General features: G+C 63.2%; 14 protein-coding genes. 4 read left to right on the top strand and 10 right to left on the bottom strand.

Going from position 1 to position 16,048, the window contains the following annotated elements; translation table 11 throughout:
- Positions 1–7: 7 nt before the first annotated feature.
- The 6 genes from J2Y48_RS16305 to J2Y48_RS16280 all read right to left on the bottom strand — a co-directional run bounded on the left by J2Y48_RS16305 (position 8) and on the right by J2Y48_RS16280 (position 6,616).
- On the bottom strand, positions 8–1,993 hold the full coding sequence (locus J2Y48_RS16305) for an FAD-dependent oxidoreductase (RefSeq protein ID WP_310420070.1): 1,986 nt from the start codon (positions 1,991–1,993) through the stop codon (positions 8–10).
- Positions 1,994–2,065: 72 nt separating this feature from the next.
- Positions 2,066–3,127 carry a glycine betaine/L-proline ABC transporter ATP-binding protein gene (locus J2Y48_RS16300; RefSeq protein WP_310420068.1) on the bottom strand — a complete coding sequence of 354 codons (1,062 nt, stop codon included), beginning with the start codon at positions 3,125–3,127 and terminating at the stop codon, positions 2,066–2,068.
- Complete coding sequence (locus tag J2Y48_RS16295; protein ID WP_310420066.1) at positions 3,120–4,007, bottom strand: proline/glycine betaine ABC transporter permease; 888 nt, start codon at positions 4,005–4,007, stop codon at positions 3,120–3,122. Before J2Y48_RS16295 ends, J2Y48_RS16300 begins: the two co-directional genes overlap by 8 nt.
- 100 nt (positions 4,008–4,107) lie before the next feature.
- A complete protein-coding gene (locus J2Y48_RS16290) occupies positions 4,108–5,109 on the bottom strand; it encodes an ABC transporter substrate-binding protein (RefSeq protein WP_310420064.1) in 1,002 nt (333 codons plus the stop codon).
- A gap of 66 nt (positions 5,110–5,175) precedes the next feature.
- A complete protein-coding gene (locus J2Y48_RS16285; RefSeq protein WP_405030239.1) occupies positions 5,176–6,006 on the bottom strand; it encodes a pyrroline-5-carboxylate reductase family protein in 831 nt (276 codons plus the stop codon).
- Entirely contained in the window at positions 5,984–6,616 is a 633-nt protein-coding gene (locus J2Y48_RS16280) for a TetR/AcrR family transcriptional regulator (protein ID WP_310420060.1), read from the bottom strand. The genes J2Y48_RS16285 and J2Y48_RS16280 overlap by 23 nt, the downstream gene beginning before the upstream one ends.
- 145 nt (positions 6,617–6,761) lie before the next feature.
- Here J2Y48_RS16280 and J2Y48_RS16275 point away from each other — a divergent pair, with 145 nt between their 5' ends.
- Both J2Y48_RS16275 and J2Y48_RS16270 read left to right on the top strand, forming a co-directional pair.
- Positions 6,762–8,798 carry an NADH:flavin oxidoreductase gene (locus J2Y48_RS16275; RefSeq protein ID WP_310420058.1) on the top strand — a complete coding sequence of 679 codons (2,037 nt, stop codon included), beginning with the start codon at positions 6,762–6,764 and terminating at the stop codon, positions 8,796–8,798.
- 2 nt (positions 8,799–8,800) lie between these two features.
- On the top strand, positions 8,801–9,406 hold the full coding sequence (locus J2Y48_RS16270; RefSeq protein ID WP_310420056.1) for a dimethylsulfoniopropionate lyase: 606 nt from the start codon (positions 8,801–8,803) through the stop codon (positions 9,404–9,406).
- A gap of 39 nt (positions 9,407–9,445) precedes the next feature.
- Here the strand turns inward: J2Y48_RS16270 and fabI are convergent, their stop codons facing one another.
- The 4 genes from fabI to J2Y48_RS16250 form a co-directional block, all read right to left on the bottom strand.
- A complete protein-coding gene (fabI, locus tag J2Y48_RS16265; protein ID WP_310420349.1) occupies positions 9,446–10,228 on the bottom strand; it encodes an enoyl-ACP reductase FabI in 783 nt (260 codons plus the stop codon).
- A gap of 61 nt (positions 10,229–10,289) precedes the next feature.
- Positions 10,290–11,459 (bottom strand): acetate kinase, encoded by a 1,170-nt coding sequence (locus J2Y48_RS16260; RefSeq protein WP_310420053.1) that lies wholly within the window; start codon positions 11,457–11,459, stop codon positions 10,290–10,292.
- A gap of 5 nt (positions 11,460–11,464) precedes the next feature.
- Positions 11,465–12,430, bottom strand: coding sequence for a phosphate acetyltransferase (locus tag J2Y48_RS16255; RefSeq protein ID WP_310420051.1), 966 nt, complete (start codon positions 12,428–12,430; stop codon positions 11,465–11,467).
- Positions 12,431–12,500: 70 nt separating this feature from the next.
- Positions 12,501–14,627, bottom strand: a complete 2,127-nt coding sequence (locus J2Y48_RS16250) for a DUF3141 domain-containing protein (RefSeq protein ID WP_405030243.1) — start codon at positions 14,625–14,627, stop codon at positions 12,501–12,503.
- Positions 14,628–15,101: 474 nt separating this feature from the next.
- Here J2Y48_RS16250 and J2Y48_RS16245 point away from each other — a divergent pair, with 474 nt between their 5' ends.
- Both J2Y48_RS16245 and J2Y48_RS16240 read left to right on the top strand, forming a co-directional pair.
- A complete protein-coding gene (locus J2Y48_RS16245; protein ID WP_310420347.1) occupies positions 15,102–15,554 on the top strand; it encodes a YqaA family protein in 453 nt (150 codons plus the stop codon).
- A gap of 99 nt (positions 15,555–15,653) precedes the next feature.
- Positions 15,654–16,028: a hypothetical protein gene (locus J2Y48_RS16240; protein WP_310420047.1), complete on the top strand. Its 375-nt coding sequence runs from the start codon at positions 15,654–15,656 to the stop codon at positions 16,026–16,028.
- The last annotated feature ends 20 nt before the right edge of the window (positions 16,029–16,048 follow it).

Raw genomic sequence — 16,048 nt, 5'->3', positions numbered from 1 at the left:
TCTTAAACTAGATTTCGAGTCCCGCTTTCCGGCCTTCGAAAAACGCGTATGGCGCCTGGCGCGGGGCTGCGCAATCGCCGATCTGGCGCATGGCCAGTCCCTTCGCCGCCAACCCCGGCATCAGCCAGTCGGCCGGAAAATTTGTCGTGGCGGTGACGAGCGTCTCGGCGTCCACGAAGCGGCGCTCTGCCGTGTTGTGGTCGATGATGGTCGCGCCGTTCCCGTGCCATTCGGCGATGCTGGCTTCGACAATCCACTGCACTCCGAGCTTCCGCAGCGCCTGCCGCATCGGCACGTCGGCAGCGGTTCTCTGCAATTCCTTGCCGACGAAGGGGTCGGGCGTGAGGATTGTCACCTGATGGCCTTCCTCGGCAAGCTTCCAGGCCGTGCCGCAGCCGCGCCAGCCGCCGCCTTCGTCCAGAAGCAGGACGCGCTTGCCAGGTCTCGCCTGCCGGGCCATGACGGCTTCGACCGTGAAAACGTTGCCCCTCTCGATGCCCGGAAGCGCGTCGACCGTCGGCAGCGCTTTCTGAAACACCGTTTCCGGGGAATAGGAGCCCGTCGCGACGACGACGACATCAACGTCTGACGGCTCGATATCATCGGCGTCGATGTAAGTGTTGAGGCGAACCTCTACGCCCAATTTTTCCAGTTGCCGCTCATACCAGGCGATGAGATCGAGGATTTGCGCCCGTCGGGGCTGCATGCCGGCCAGGAGGAAGTTTCCGCCGAGCCGGCTCGAGGCTTCGGCGAGCACCACGTGATGGCCGCGCTCGGCGGCAACCCGCGCCGCCTCCAGCCCGGCCGGGCCGCCGCCGATCACCAGCACGCGTTTCGGATCGCCCGTATTGAGAGAGCGGTCGCCATTCCATTCGGCCTCGCGCCCGACGGACGGATTGATCAGGCAACTGATCCAGTAGTCCCGCGACCGGCGGCCCCAGCACATCTGGTTGCACGAGATGCAGCCGCGAATGTCCTCGGGGCGATCCTCGCCCGCTTTCGTCGCCAGATGCGGATCTGCGATCTGGCCGCGCACGATCGAGACGAGATCCGCAGCACCTTCGCCCAGCACCGTCTCCGCGTTTTCCGGGGTCCTGATGTGGCTTTCGGCGATCACGACGGCGTTCTTGACCACGCCCTTCAGGACGGAGGCGAGGTCGGCGCCGAGCTTTTCCGGATGGAGGAAGGTCGGCATCAGCTTGTAGAAATCGAGATAGCCGCCCGAGCCGCAGGTGACATAATCCATAAGGCCCAGTTCGTCGTGCAGCCTTATGATCTCGGCGAGCTCATCGCGCTGGAGGGCAACGTTCACATCCGGTTCGTCGCTGACGGCGAGGCCGATGATGAAGTCGGGGCCGCAGACCTCGCGTATCCGCGTCAGGATCTCCCGCGACATGCGCGTGCGGTTTTCGAGCGAACCGCCCCATTGGTCGTCACGCCGGTTGCACCAGGGAGTCCAGAACTGGTCGACCATGCCGAGATACGCCGCCCAGACTTCGACGCCGTCGAAGCCGGCGTCGCGACATCGCCGCGCGGCCTGGACGAAGCCGTCGATCGTTTCCCAGATTTCCGCCTCGGTCATCGGGTGCGATCCGTCGCTGTCGTGATAGCTGGGCAGGCCGGACGGCGACCAATGCGGATGGAACGAGTTGTCGGAGTCGCCATGCGCCCCGACGTGATAGAGCTGCTGGATTGCGACCGCTCCGTGCCTCTTGATGGCCCCGACCACTTTCTTGAAGTGGGGAACCACCGCGTCATCGGAGTGGCGGAAGTTGCCGCGGGTGAGAACGGCCGCCGCGTGCACGGGCATGGGCTCGACGACGATCATCGCAGCGCCGCCGATCGCCCGCTCCTCATAATAGGCGGCGTGACGCTCGGTGGGCAGACCCTCGACGGCCATGTTGGCGGTATGCGCGCCGAAGACGATCCTGTTCTTCAGCGTGTGCGAGCGCAATCTGAGCGGAGAAAACAGGCGAGGGAATCTTTTCGACATCGCGCAAGTCCGAGCGTGCAGTTGGGTTCTAAATGACAAGGTAGGCCGGCGCCTTTCGCCGGCCGGCTTCTTTCAAGCTGCGGCCTTGTGGCCAGGGTCACCGGAGTTGACCATTGCCGCTGCGAGCTGGCGGAACGTCACGGTGCCGATGGGCTTCCCGGATGGATCGACGACGGTGACGTCCCCTTCGGGTGCGGATGCCAAGATGCGCACGGCCTCCTCGATCGTGATGCCGGCGACTATTTCCGGCCCGCCTGCGGCGTTCGTGGCACCCAGCGGGCTCATGACGGCCTCGACATGGACGACGCGGCCCCGGTTCACCTCCTTGACGAAGTTGGCGACATAGTCGTCGGCCGGGCGCAGCACGATGTCCTGGCTGGTGCCCTGCTGGATGACCTCGCCGTCGCGCAGGATGGCGATCTGGTCGCCGAGTCTGAGCGCTTCGTCGAGGTCGTGGGTGATGAAGACGACCGTCTTCTTGATCTCCTTCTGGAGGTCGAGAAGGACGGACTGCATGTCCATGCGGATCAGCGGATCGAGCGCCGAATAGGCCTCGTCCATGAGCAGCACCGGCGCGTCGTTGGCAAGCGCCCGGGCAAGGCCCACGCGCTGCTGCATGCCGCCGGAGAGCTGGTTCGGGTACTTCTGCTCGAAGCCCTTCAGGCCGACGCGCTCAAGCCACTGCATGGCGGTGTCGATGCTCGTCTTGTGAGATAGGCCCTGGATTTCGAGGCCGAAGATCGTGTTGTCGAGCACGCTGCGGTGGGGAAGCAACGCGAACCTCTGGAACACCATGGCCGTCTGGTGGCGGCGGAACTGGCGCAGGTCGGCGTCTGGCATCTTCACCACGTCGACGCCGTCGACGAGGACCTCGCCGACCGTCGGATCGATCAGGCGGTTGATGTGCCGGATAAGCGTCGACTTGCCGGAGCCGGACAGCCCCATGATAACCTGGATGGAGCCCGACGGCATCTCGATGTTGATGTCCCGCAGGCCGAGCACGTGCCCGTGCTTTTCGTTCAGTTCGGCCTTCGTCAGCCCGTGCTTGACGGCTTCGATGTGAGCTTGCCCGTTGGGTCCGAAAATTTTGTAGAGGTGGCGGATCTTGATTCCGCCAAAGACGTGCTCAGCCATGCGCGATCTCCCGGTGCCTCTGGAGGCGCTTGCCATAGGCCTGGCTGACGCGGTCGAACATGATGGCGATGCCGACGATGGCAAGGCCGTTGAAGATGCCGAGGGTGAAGTACTGGTTGGCGATCGCCTTCAGCACCGGCTGGCCGAGACCCTGTACGCCGATCATCGAGGCGATGACGACCATGGCGAGCGCCATCATGATCGTCTGGTTGATGCCGGCCATGATCGTCGGAAGCGCCAGGGGGAGCTGTACCTTGAAAAGCTTCTGCTTGTTGTCGGCGCCGAAGGCGTCTGCGGCTTCCAGCACGTCCTTGTCGACCAGGCGGATGCCGAGATCGGTCAGCCGGATCATCGGCGGGATGGCGTAGATGACGACGGCGATGAGGCCGGGAACCTTGCCGATGCCGAGCAGCATGACGACGGGGATCAGATAGACAAAGCTCGGCATCGTCTGCATGACGTCGAGTATGGGATTGACGGTCCGCTGCACCCGATCCGAGCGGGACATCAGAATGCCGATCGGAATGCCGATCGCGATGGACAGCACGGTACAGACGAAGATCATCGAGATCGTCCGCATCGTGTCGTCCCACATGTCGAAGTAGCCGATCAGAAGCAGCGTCGCGAGACAGCCGAATATGATGCGGACGCTTCGCGTGGCCGCATAGGCAATGGCCAGGATGAGGAGCGTGATGATGGGCCAGGGGGTCTTCAACATGAACCGCTCGGCGGCGATCAAAAAGTGCTGCAGCGGCGTGAAAGCGCCTTCGATTGCGTCACCGTAGCTGCGTGTGAATCCGCGGAAGCCCTCGTCTATCGCCTTCTTCAGGTTTCGAAGGGCGTTGTCGTCCATGTGCGGAAATTTATAAAACCAATCCATTCGGTTCCCCTTCTCCCAAGAGCCGATCTGTTCTTCTTGTTGTTTCGGCGTGGAAGGCGCGATGTGCCGTGAGCACATCGCACCTTCGTTGGCAGCGCCCTTAGAGCGCGGCTTCGATCTTCGCTGCGGCGTCGGCAGAAACCCACTGCTTCCAGATGTCCGGGTTCTCCTTGAGGAACTGCTTGGCGCCGTCCTCGCCGCTCGCCTGGTTGTCGGTCATCCAGGCCATCAGCTTGGCGATCGTCGCGTTGCTCCAGGAGCGCTTGGTCAGGTAGTCCATGACCTCCGGGCCGGCCTTTTCGGAGAAGGGCTTTGCGACGAGGGTCACGATCGTGTCGACTGGCCATGCGCTCGGCTTCGGGTCGGGGCATTCCGCGACCGTCACGCAACGCTTCCATTCAGCCTCGTCGTAGGGCACGCCGGCCTCGAGCTGGACCATCTCGTACTTGCCGAGCAGGGCGGTCGGTGCCCAATAATAGCCGACCCATCCTTGCTTGCGCTCGTATGCCTTGGCGATGGAACCATCGAGGCCCGCCGCGGAGCCGGTGTCAACGAGCGCCCAGCCTGCCTTTTCCGCATCGAAAGCCTTGTAAAGCTGAGCGGTAACGACGGTGCCGCCCCACCCTTGCGGGCCGTTGTAGATCGCGCCCTTGCTTGGATCTTCGGGAGCGGGGAACAATTCGGGATGCTTCAGGAGATCGGGAATGGTCTTGATGTCGGGATGCGCGTCCGCGAAATACTTCGGGATCCACCAGCCCTGCACGCCGCCATCGGGAAGCGGCGAGCCGACCTGCACGATGCGGCCTTCCTCGGTTCCCTTCTTGACGACGTCGGGCAGGAGGTCGACCCAGGCTTCCGGGGCGATATCCGGCTCGCCCTTTTCCGACATGGACGTGATGGTCGGGACGGTGTCGCCGATGGTGATCTCGGCGTTGCAGCCATAGCCTTCGTTGAGGATGATCTTGTCGAGGTTGGAAATCACCTCGGCGCTCTGCCAGTTCATGCTGGCGATGCTCACGTTTCCGCACTCCGCAGCATTGGCCAGCGACGAACCGGCGATAGTTCCGAGAATGAGGCATGTCGATGCAAGCAAGCTTTTCATTATCGTTCCCTCTGTTTGCGGCTTCTTCTTTCGAGCGGGGTGCCGCTTTGGCCCGCCCTGACGGAGCTACGAGGCCTCCCCCATGCGCACCGATTTCTGGAGTGCCGCCGACAGTCCGCGCGCAACGGCGGTGCTGAAGCCCGCAGCGCGCATCTCCTCGATCGCGGCCGCCGTGGTGCCGCGATAGTCGAGGAAGGTCTTGACCGTGTCGGTGGGACAGTCGTCTCTTTGTTCCAGCAGCCGGCCAGCGCCTACGATCAGCGTGTTGACAGCCCGCTGCGCCACCTGCGGGGCCAGCCCGTGCGCGACGGCGTCGGTCATCATCGCTTCGGCAAGCAGCGCCGGGAAGGCTGGCCCGGAACCGGTCAGGCCGGTGAGGTAGTCGATCTCGGCCTCTGACCGAACCTCATCCTGAATGCCGCACGCATCGAAGACAGCACGTACGATAGCGCGGTCCGCGCCGCCCACCTCCGGGGTGGCGATCCACGGCGTATACGACTTGCGCACCTCGGCGGCGGCATTCGGTAGAGACCGGATCACGCGCCGGGTCTGGTGATGCTTGCAAAGCGCTCCCAGGCGAATGCCGGCCATGACCGAGATGAGGAGCTTGCCTTCTGCGTCGACGTTCAGGCCAGGCCAGTCGGCTGGACGGACGGAGAGGATGACGACGTCCGAGCGATCGGCCAGAGCCTGGTTGTCCGGTGTCCAGAAAGCGCCGGGGAAGCGTTGCGGACATTCCCGGCGATAGGAAAGCGAGAGGTTCTGAGGTTCGACAATGCCGGCGTCCAGCATCGCTGCGGCAATGGCTCCGCCCAGCCAGCCGGCACCGCCGATCACGCCAATCCTCAAGCCCTTGCCTGTTTCCACCGAGACCTCATTTTTTTTGCTTGTAGCCATGGCGGGCGAAGAAGCGGTCGAGTTCTCTCTGCTGGGGAACCTGACCGGTATAAATTGCGATGTATTCCGGGATGCGCTTCGCGCGCAGCGCAAGGTCTTCCTTGGACTGCATGGAGATGTATCCGATCTGGACGAGGTAGGTCGTTCGTGCGCGAACGTCCGCAGGCCCTTCGCCATAGCCAAATCGCATGAACATGCGTGTCAGCGCTTCTATCCTCGTCTGATCAGCGCGCTGAACCTCTTCGAGGATGTCCGGCGATTGCAGCGCCCAACTGCGGACGGCAAACTCGAACTGGGAATCGAAAAGCTCCTTGTTCAGCCAGCAGTCGAAGACGTTCAGCGTCGCTTCGGCAAGCGACTCCGCGTAGGCTTCGGACTGTTTCACAAGATTGCCCGTATTCTTTTCCCTCCAGCGCGCGATGAGCGCACTCAACAGTTCCTCCCGGTCTTTGAAGAACCAGTAGAAGCTAGTCCGGGAGAGATTGAGCCGCTTGGCGAGCGGCAGGATCTTTACCGAATCCACTCCGGATTCGAGCAGGGAGTCATAGGCCGCTTCGAGCCATCCGTCGTGAGAGCCTCGCCAGCCGCTGTCACTCATCGCCTGTTCCATGATTGCCTCCTAGCAAATCCAGCGTGCCGCTACAAGCAAAATGTACAGCCGTGTCAATATTCCGTACCTTCCTGTTTTTGATAATTGACGCGTATGTACATTTCCGTTTAGCCTCACTCAAAGTCCCTTAAGCCGGAGCCGTCGCATGTCGAACGATCCCCTCCTTCAGCCCTTCCAACTGAAGCATTTGACCCTTCGCAACCGTATCATCGTCACGTCGCACGAGCCCGCTTATCCAGAGGATGGCATGCCGAAGGGACGCTACCGAGCCTATACCGTGGAGCGGGCGAGGGGTGGAGTGGCGATGACGATGACGGCCGGCTCCGCGGCGGTCTCGAAGGACAGTCCCCCGGTCTTCAACAACCTGCTCGCCTACAAGGACGAGATCGTTCCGTGGATCCGGGAAATGACCGATGCCGTCCATGAAACAGGCGCGGCGATCATGATTCAGCTCACCCACCTCGGCCGCCGCACACGCTGGGACAAAGGCGACTGGTTGCCGGTGGTCGCACCGTCCCATCACCGCGAGGCGGCGCACCGGGCCTTCCCGAAAAAGCTGGAAGACTGGGATATCGAACGCATCATCAAGGATTTCGCCGACGCGGCCGAGCGCATGAAGGCGGGCGGCATGGACGGCGTCGAACTGGAGGCCTATGGCCACCTGATCGACCAGTTCACGTCGCCGCTGACGAACGAGCTCGATGGCCCGTATGGCGGCGGACTGGAAAACCGCATGCGCTTCTGTCTCGACGTGTTCAGGGCGATCCGCAAGAGGGTCGGCGACGACTTCATCCTGGGCGTTCGCTATACCGCCGACGAATGTCTGCCCGGTGGAACCGGAAAGACCGAGGGCATCGAGATTTCAAAACGCCTGCGGGACAGCGGCCTGATCGACTATCTCAACGTCATCCGCGGCCATATCGACACGGACCCCGGCCTCACCGACGTCATCCCGATCCAGGGCATGGCCAGCGCGCCGCATCTCGATTTCGCCGGTGAGGTTCGCGCGGCCACGAACTTCCCCACCTTCCATGCGGCAAAGATTCAGGACGTCGCGACGGCGCGTCACGCCATTGCCGCCGGCAAGGTCGACATGGTCGGCATGACCCGCGCCCACATGACCGACCCGCACATCGTGCGCAAGATCATGGAAAAGCGAGAGGACGACATCCGCCCCTGCGTCGGGGCGAACTACTGTCTCGACCGCATCTATCAGGGCGGCCTGGCCTTCTGCATCCACAACGCGGCCACCGGCCGCGAGGAGACGATGCCGCACGAAATCCCAAAGGCCGATGTGCGCAAGAAGGTGGTGATCGTCGGCGCTGGCCCGGCCGGGCTTGAGGCCGCGCGTGTTTCCGCCGAGCGCGGCCACGAGGTCGTGGTAATCGAGGCGGCGGACAAACCCGGCGGCCAAATTCGACTCACGGCGCAGAGCGAGCGCCGGCGCGAAATGATCAGCATCATCGACTGGCGCATGGGCCAGTGCGAGAAGCTGGGCGTCACCTTCCGCTTCAACACCTGGGCGGACGCCGCCACGGTCACGGCAGAAAATGCAGACGTCGTGATCATCGCGACCGGCGGCCTGCCGCATACTGAGGTTCTGTCGAAGGGCAACGAACTCGTCGTCTCGTCCTGGGACATCATCTCCGGCGACGTGAAGCCCGGGTCGAACGTGCTCGTCTATGACGACGCCGGCGACCATGCCGGCCTCCAGGCGGCCGAATTCATCGCCAGGGCCGGCGGTAAGGTCGAGATCATGACGCCGGATCGCTCCTTTGCGCCGGAAGTCATGGCGATGAACCTCGTTCCCTACATGCGCTCGCTGCAGAAGCTCGACACGACCTTCACCGTCACCTATCGGCTCGAGTCGGCGGAAAAGAGCGGCAACCAACTCATTGCTCACGTCGGCAGCGACTACGGCGGCGTCGCCAAGCAGCGCGCGGTCGACCAGATCGTCGTCAACCACGGCACCATTCCGCTGGACGACCTTTATTTCGAGCTGAAGCCGGGATCGAAGAACCTTGGGGAAGTCTCCTACGACGAACTGATTTCGGGTGAACCGCAGACTGTCGAGCGCAACCCGGAAGGCACCTACCAGCTCTTCCGGATCGGCGATGCGGTCGCCGCCCGCAACACGCATGCGGCCATCTACGATGCGCTGCGCCTTGCCAAGGATATCTGACGATGGCGCGGAGCGAAGCATTGCAGAAGTTCCTCGACGCGGCGCTTGCCGCGTACGACAGTTTCGCGCACGACCCACAGTCGCGGCGATCCATCACGCAGATTTTCGCTGGTCTGGAGACGCCGCAGCCGGAGCAATCGAACATTGGAAAGCGGCTTCCGGTTTGCGACCGCTACCTCGAAAGCACTCTTGCGACGAAGACCGGACACGCGTCCCTTGATGTCCTGGTCGAACGCTTCAAGGCGCTCGAACCACTCTTGGAATGGGAACAGCGCGAGACGCATGGCATCACTGCCAGCGAGAACTTCCCGGACAGTCACGCCAATGCGCTGATCGTTGGACCGGGCGGCCTTGAGGATCGCAAGGACATCTGGCTGGGCGCGACCCTGATGGCGCCGAACGTTCGCTATCCGGATCACGACCATGCGCCGGAGGAAACCTATCTGGTCCTGTCCGATGGCGAGTTCATGCACGGCGATTCCGATTGGTTTTCTCCCGGCATCGGCGGGTCGTTCTACAACCCGCCGGGCATCAGGCATGCGATGCGCTCGAAAGAGCGCCCGTTGTTTGCCTTCTGGGCCCTGCTGCCCGACCAGTCGAGGCAATGACAAGACGAACACACTGTCGGATCCGCCAGTCCGCCGCGTTCAGTCGATGATGTGGTATCCCCCATCGATATAGAGGGTCTCCCCCGTGATGAGCCGGGCGGCGTCGTGCGCGAGGAAGGCGGTTGCCATGCCGACGTCATCGATGCTCACCAGGCTGCGGGCCGGTGCGGTTTCCTGCGCCTTGTGCAGCAGTTCATCGAACTGCGGAATGCCGGAGGCGGCGCGTGTTGCGAGCGGCCCCGGAGAAATGGCGTGCACGCGGATGCCTTTCGGGCCGAGTTCTGCCGCCAGGTAGCGCACCGAACTTTCCAGGGCGGCCTTGGCGACGCCCATGATATTGTAGTTCTTCACCACCATCTGGCTGCCGTAGTAGGTCATGGTGAACAGCGTGCCGCCGTTTTTCATCAGCGGCTCCGCCAGGTGAGCCATGCGCAGGAACGACCAGCACGATATCTCCATCGTCGTGAGAAAGCCGTCGCGCGGGACGTCGACGACGCGTCCCTGCAGCGTGTCTTTCGGCGCGAAGGCGATGGAATGGACGAGAAAATCGATCTCGCCCCATTGCTTTTCGATGCGGTCGAAGACTGCCTCCATCTGCCCCGGCACGGCGACGTCGAGCGGCATCACGATCGGTGCCTCCAATTCACTCGCCAGCGGTTCGACATACGGCTTGGCCTTGTCGTTCAGGTAGGTGACGGCAAGCTCTGCGCCGAGCGCCCTGAACGCCCGGGCACAGCCCCAGGCGATCGACTGGTCGTTGGCGATGCCGACGATCAGGCCCTTCTTGCCCGCCAACAATTTTGCCTGCACGTGTGGGATCATCTGCGCCTCACCGTTCGAGAATTGCCAGGGTGCCATGCGGCACGTGCGAACTGCAACCTTATCAGCCGAGCAGTGCCAGCGTGTGGCGGGCGACCATCAGTTCCTCGTCGGTCGGGACGACAAGGAGGCGCACCTTGCTGTCCGGCTCGGAGACATCGAGCTCGCCGGCGGTGTTCCTGGCCGGATCGATCCGGGCGCCGAGCCACTCGAGCCTTGCTGCGATCCGCGCGCGCATCGCGGGCGAGTTTTCGCCGATGCCGGCCGTGAAGACGAAGGCATCCAGGCCGCCGAGCGAGGCGGCAAGCGATCCGGCATGCAGGCCGATGCGATGAACAAAATGATCAAGGGCAAAGGCCGCGCGAGGATCCTTGCTCTCGAGAAGCATCCGCACGTCGTTGCTGACCCCGGACAAGCCTTTCAGGCCCGAGTCCTTGTAGAGGAGGTCCTGCACTTCCTGCGCTGTCATTCCCCGTTGTTGGAGCAGGTAGAGAATGACGCCCGGATCGATCTGCCCGCAGCGCGTTCCCATCGGCAATCCGTCAAGAGCGGTAAAGCCCAGCGTGCTCTCGATGCTCTTGCCGCCGGAGATCGCGCACATCGAAGCGCCGCTGCCGAGATGCGCCACGATCACCCGGCCGCCGGCGATGTCCGGCGCCACCTCACGCAGCTTCCCCGCAACGTATTCGTACGACAGACCGTGGAAGCCATAGCGCCGGACGCCCTCGGAATAGAAGCGCTCGGGGATCGCGTAGTGGCTCGCCACCGGGCTGTGTTCCCGATGGAACGAGGTGTCGAAGCAGGCGACCTGTGGCAGGTCGGGTCGGCGCTCAAGGATTACGCGGATCGGTGCAAGGTTGTTCGGCTGATGCAGCGGCGCGAGCGGCACGTAGCGCTCCAGCCTGGTCAGGACGTCCTCGTCGATCAGCACCGGCCGGTCGTAGTCCGGCCCACCGTGGACGACCCGGTGGCCGACCGCAGCAAGGCGGCCCTCATGGTGCTCGCGAAGCCAGGCGCCGACAGCCCGCATGGCGGTGGGCAGGTCGGGCACGTCGGATTGCGCATGGGTTTGATCGGCGAGAACCTGTCCGTCGCTGCCCTTGATGCGCAACCGGGGCGCCGTACCGATGCCCTCCAACTGGCCACGCAGCAGTTTTTTCAAGTCATCGCCGATGGCGAAGACCTCGAATTTCAGACTGGATGAACCCGCATTGACGACGAGGATAGTGTCCATGAGCGTCACCCGTTCTTGACGGCGGCGGCGCGCAGGCGCGCGGCGGCGAGCAGGACGGCAACCGCGCAGGAGGCCAGGCGAGTGCGAACCGAGTCCGCCCGCGACGTTAGGACGATCGGCACCCGCGCACCGAGAACGATGCCGGCCGCATCGGCCCGGGCGAGAAACGTCAGGTTCTTTGCCAGCATGTTGCCGGCCTCCAGATTGGGCACGACGAGAATCTGCGCACGACCCGCGACCGGCGAGGTGATTCCCTTGATCTTCGCCGCGTCCGGGTCGATTGCGTTGTCGAAGGCGAGCGGCCCGTCCAGAAGTCCTCCGGTGATCTGCCCGCGCTCGGCCATCTTGCAGAGCGCTGCCGCATCGATTGTGGAGGGGATTTTCGAGGTGACCGTCTCGACGGCGGAGAGGATCGCCACACGCGGCGTCCCGAGGCCGACCTGGACGAAAAGGTCGATCGCGTTCTGGACGATATCGCGCTTGGCATCGAGGTCGGGGGCGATGTTGATCGCCGCATCCGTGACGAAAAGCGTTTCGGAATAGGTCGGCACGTCCATGACGAAGACATGGCTTATCCGCCGTTCGGTGCGCAGTCCCGTGGTCGACGAGGTAACGGCGCGCATCAGTTCGTCGGTGTGCAGACTGCCCTTCATCAGCAGTTCGCCCTTTGCCTCGCGGATCATCTCCACGGCCTTGGCCGCCGCGGCATCGCTATGCGGCACGTCGACGATCTCGTAGGCGTTGATGTCGAGGCCGTGCGCCTTCGCTACCGCGTCGATCTTGTGAGCCGGGCCGACGAACGTCGGTACGATCAGGTCCGCCTCGGTGGCCTCGATCGCGCCGCGTAGCGACGTCTCGTCGCAAGGGTGGACGACAATCATCTTGGCGGAGGGCGATTGCTTCGCGCGTGCGATCAGGCGCTCGTATTTTTCGTGCGTGCCCTGCTGTGGGGGACTGCCGATTTCCGTCATGGGTTCGATCCCCTTCCCGTTGTTCCTATTCGCGCTTTTGCCGCAGCCACCGGTCTGGACGTCCGGCCATTCAATGCCGGACCATCTTCACGCGTGGTGCCTTGGCGGCCGACGATGGCTCGACGGCCGTTAGCTTGCCGTCGGGCAGGAACAGCCGCGCGATCGTCTGCCAGCGCTGTTCTGCCTCCCCGGTCAGTTCGCCGCGTGCGGTGATGATCTCCTGCAAGGCGGTCAGGCCTTTCCGGCACAGTTCCGGATCGGCCGGCAACAGTTTGGGAATCGCCGCAAGCGCTCTTTGCTCGTCGATCAGCAGCATCAGGAACTGGTCGCGGATGAGGGATTTGAATTCGCCGAGCGTCAAATGGGGCTGGCCGTCTTTTGCGGCGCGCAGGCGGCGGATGGCGGCGAAGCCGCGTTCGTCCGCGCTGCCACGCGCCATCGACACGTAGAGCAGCGCGCGCGCCAGGCACTCGCGCATTCCCCCTTCGTCGATACGCCCCTTCAGTTCCTGCCGGCGCGACTGAAGGATCGTTCGGTGCAAGCCCGTCTTGCCGGCCTTTCGCTGCGGCGCATTGCTGGCGGGGTCAATGCCGACTGAAGCTTGCAGCAGCGGCGAGCCGTATACGGAGAGGAACGTCGCTTCCGACGCGGTTTCCACCCATCGCCGCCAGGCGTCGAGACCGGCGACGATCTGACGAGAGGCGACCTGTTCGAGGCCAAGCAACGGATTGTCGGCAGAAACGGGCCGGCGTTCGCTTTCAGCCTGCTCGGCCAGATCAGCCACGGCCGCCATCAGCGGGTTGGCATCGGAGAAGACCTCGTATTGAAGCCGCAGGGGGTGAAGCTTGCGCAGCCACTCGCCATATCCGTCCGGCAAGAGATCGCGCAGGAACGGCTGCACGAACGTTTGATAGAGGGCCAGATTGGTCTCGGAAATCCTCGCTGCGGTCGCAAAGCGGCGATCATCGGCGGCGTCGTTGCCGCCGAGCGCCCGGACGTCGTCGAGCGTCCGCGCCTCGCACCGCATGATCCAGTCGCCCGTCACCAGTTCGCCACCCGCGGTGTCATCGGCCCTCGGCTCGAAGATTGCCTCGTACAGGCCGGGCGGCAAGGCATCGATCAGGTCGATGTTGTCGGCGAATTCTCCATGTTCCTTGCGCGCGACGCCGCCCGACACGAAGATGCCGAGATGGCCGACGCTTTCGTGCACGGTATAGACGATGGTCTGTCCGTAGGCACGGATCTCGTCGACGTCGTCATAGAGATCGAGGAGCCAGTCGAGCGCCTGTTGCGGCGGGGTGATGTTGTCGCCCTTCGAGCAGAATACGACGATCGGCGCCCGGATGTTCCGCAGATCGATCGTCGCCCCGTCGGACGTCTTGATCTCGGCGGCTGCCAGCTTGTTGCCGACAAAAAGCTCGTCGACGATGAACTGGATCTCTTCGGCGTTGAGATTGACGTGACCGCCCCACCACTGTTCAAAGCCGAGATAGCGCGGCGCCTCCGTGTCGATCTTGGAGTAGAGGTTGTACTGCTTGGTCCAGAGGGTATTGGCCGGGTTCTGGTTCTCGAAGTTCTGCACCAGCCAGGCGCCGTCGAACTTGCCCTGGCCAATGTCGCTCAGCAGCGCGGTCAGCCAGCTGCCGCCCAGCAGACCGCCGCTGTAGCGCATCGGATACTGGCCGTGCACCCCCGCCCAGTAGGAAAGCGGCGCCCCCGCAATGATGATCGACCCGAAGAGCTCGGGGCGAAGTGCCGCGAGAATCATCACCGCCCAGCCGGCCTGGCAATTGCCGATGACACAGGGCTTGGCGTCCGCATCCGGATGCAGCGCAATGACCCTCTCCAGGAAGATCGCCTCTGCCCTGGTGACGTCCTCGATCGTCTGGCCAGGAACCGGTTCCGGAAGGAAGCCGATGAAGTAGCACGGGTGACCGGCGCGCAGGGCGACACCAATCTCGCTGTCGGCCTTGAAGCCACCGATGCCCGGACCGTGTCCGGCCCTAGGGTCGACGACCACGAACGGGCGGCGGGTCTCATCCACCTCCGTGCCCTCGGGTGGCACGATCCGCACGAGACCATAGTTGACGGGCCGCTCCAATGTACGGCCATCGATCAGGATTTCCGGCGTATAGCTTAGAACATGTGGCGCTGTCTCAGCGGCGTGGGTGCGGTACTGATTGCCACGCTGGCGCATGACATCCCAAAACAGAACACTTCGCTGCGTTGCGTCCAGGAAGTAGTCGAATGCGGCCCCCCACGGGCCGAACTGGGAAGACAGTTCACCTTTGGCCTGCGTCGTTGAAGGACTGTTCATGCGTTGCTCCTTCATTCGCGCTTTGGTTACCGCGCCGTGTTGCGGCAACCATGCTGTAAGTAGATGTAATTCTCCAATAGCCGTGGCGAGGCCCGTCTGTCTTCCAGACAGAGCATATGCTCACGGGCCGGTATTCGATTGAAATCCTAGCATCGGTCCATAGCGCAGGTGTGCAAAGAATTTATGGCAATGACGCATTTTTTTGCCTCTTTCTCAAGGTCGGCGCGGCCACTCAGTCTTCGGATTTAATTGGTCGGGTTCACCTACTGGGCAAGCGCGGTTGGTAGCACCGGTTTACTTGCCAAGCTGAAACTGAGAGAAGAAGCGCGTTTATAGGAATGCGGAAATCACATGATGACCAGCGTGGGCGCCTACGTCGGCCTGTTTCTCACGGCCTTCGGGGCCGCGACCGTGCTGCCGTTTCAGTCCGAGCCCGTCCTGGTCGGTCTTCTGGTGTCGGGACAGTTCTCCGTTCCCAGCCTCGTTTTGGTGGCAAGCATCGGCAACATAGCCGGTGCGGTGTGCAACTGGATCCTCGGACGGTTCATCGATCGGTTCGGTGACAGAACGTGGTTCCCCGCAAAACGGTCTTCGCTCGACAGGGCGGGCAAATGGTATCGGCGGTATGGCCGCTGGTCACTGCTGCTGTCGTGGATGCCGTTGTTCGGTGACGCGCTGACCGTCTTTGCAGGCGTTCTGAGAGAGCCGCTGTGGTCTTTTCTGCTGCTGGTGGCCGTTGCAAAGACGGGCCGCTACGTTGCCCTGGCCGCGGCGACGGTCGGGGCCCAGTCTGCGCTTGGCTATTGAAGCACGTCTCCCAAGGGGGGAGCCAACCAGGTTGCGGCCGTGCGTCGCAATGCGCGCAGCCCGCTTCCAACCGCCGCCGCCGCGTGCCATTCTGCACCCATGTCTGCAATTGCGGTGTTCCGACGACTCTACTTTCTGCTGGCTTTGCTCGGGATCGTGTTCGCTCCCGTGTATGCGGCTGCGGCCGCGCCGGCAATCACGGGCACGTTCGGGGCACATCAAGGTGTGATGCCCGGAATGGAATCCGGCATGGACAAGGACGACTGCTGCCGCAGCGAACTGCCGGCACAGACGCGCGATTGCGGCGGCCTCTGCCCTCAGGCGTTGACCTGCTATTCGTCCGCCATAGCCTGCGAGAACTCGCCGAACTCTCTTGTCCGGCGCGTGCCGCGTGCAGTTTTGCATGGCCCGCTGCGCGACGACCAACGACCGTCGGCCCTCGTTGAGCCGCCCACGCAGCCTCCCAAGGCCTGACCAAACACCTCGAGAAATGT

The organism is Mycoplana sp. BE70 (assembly GCF_031455855.1).
Classification (GTDB): Bacteria; Pseudomonadota; Alphaproteobacteria; order Rhizobiales; family Rhizobiaceae; genus Mycoplana.
Note: the sequence above shows the minus strand (reverse complement) of the source record. Positions and strands in the feature narration are given on the sequence as shown.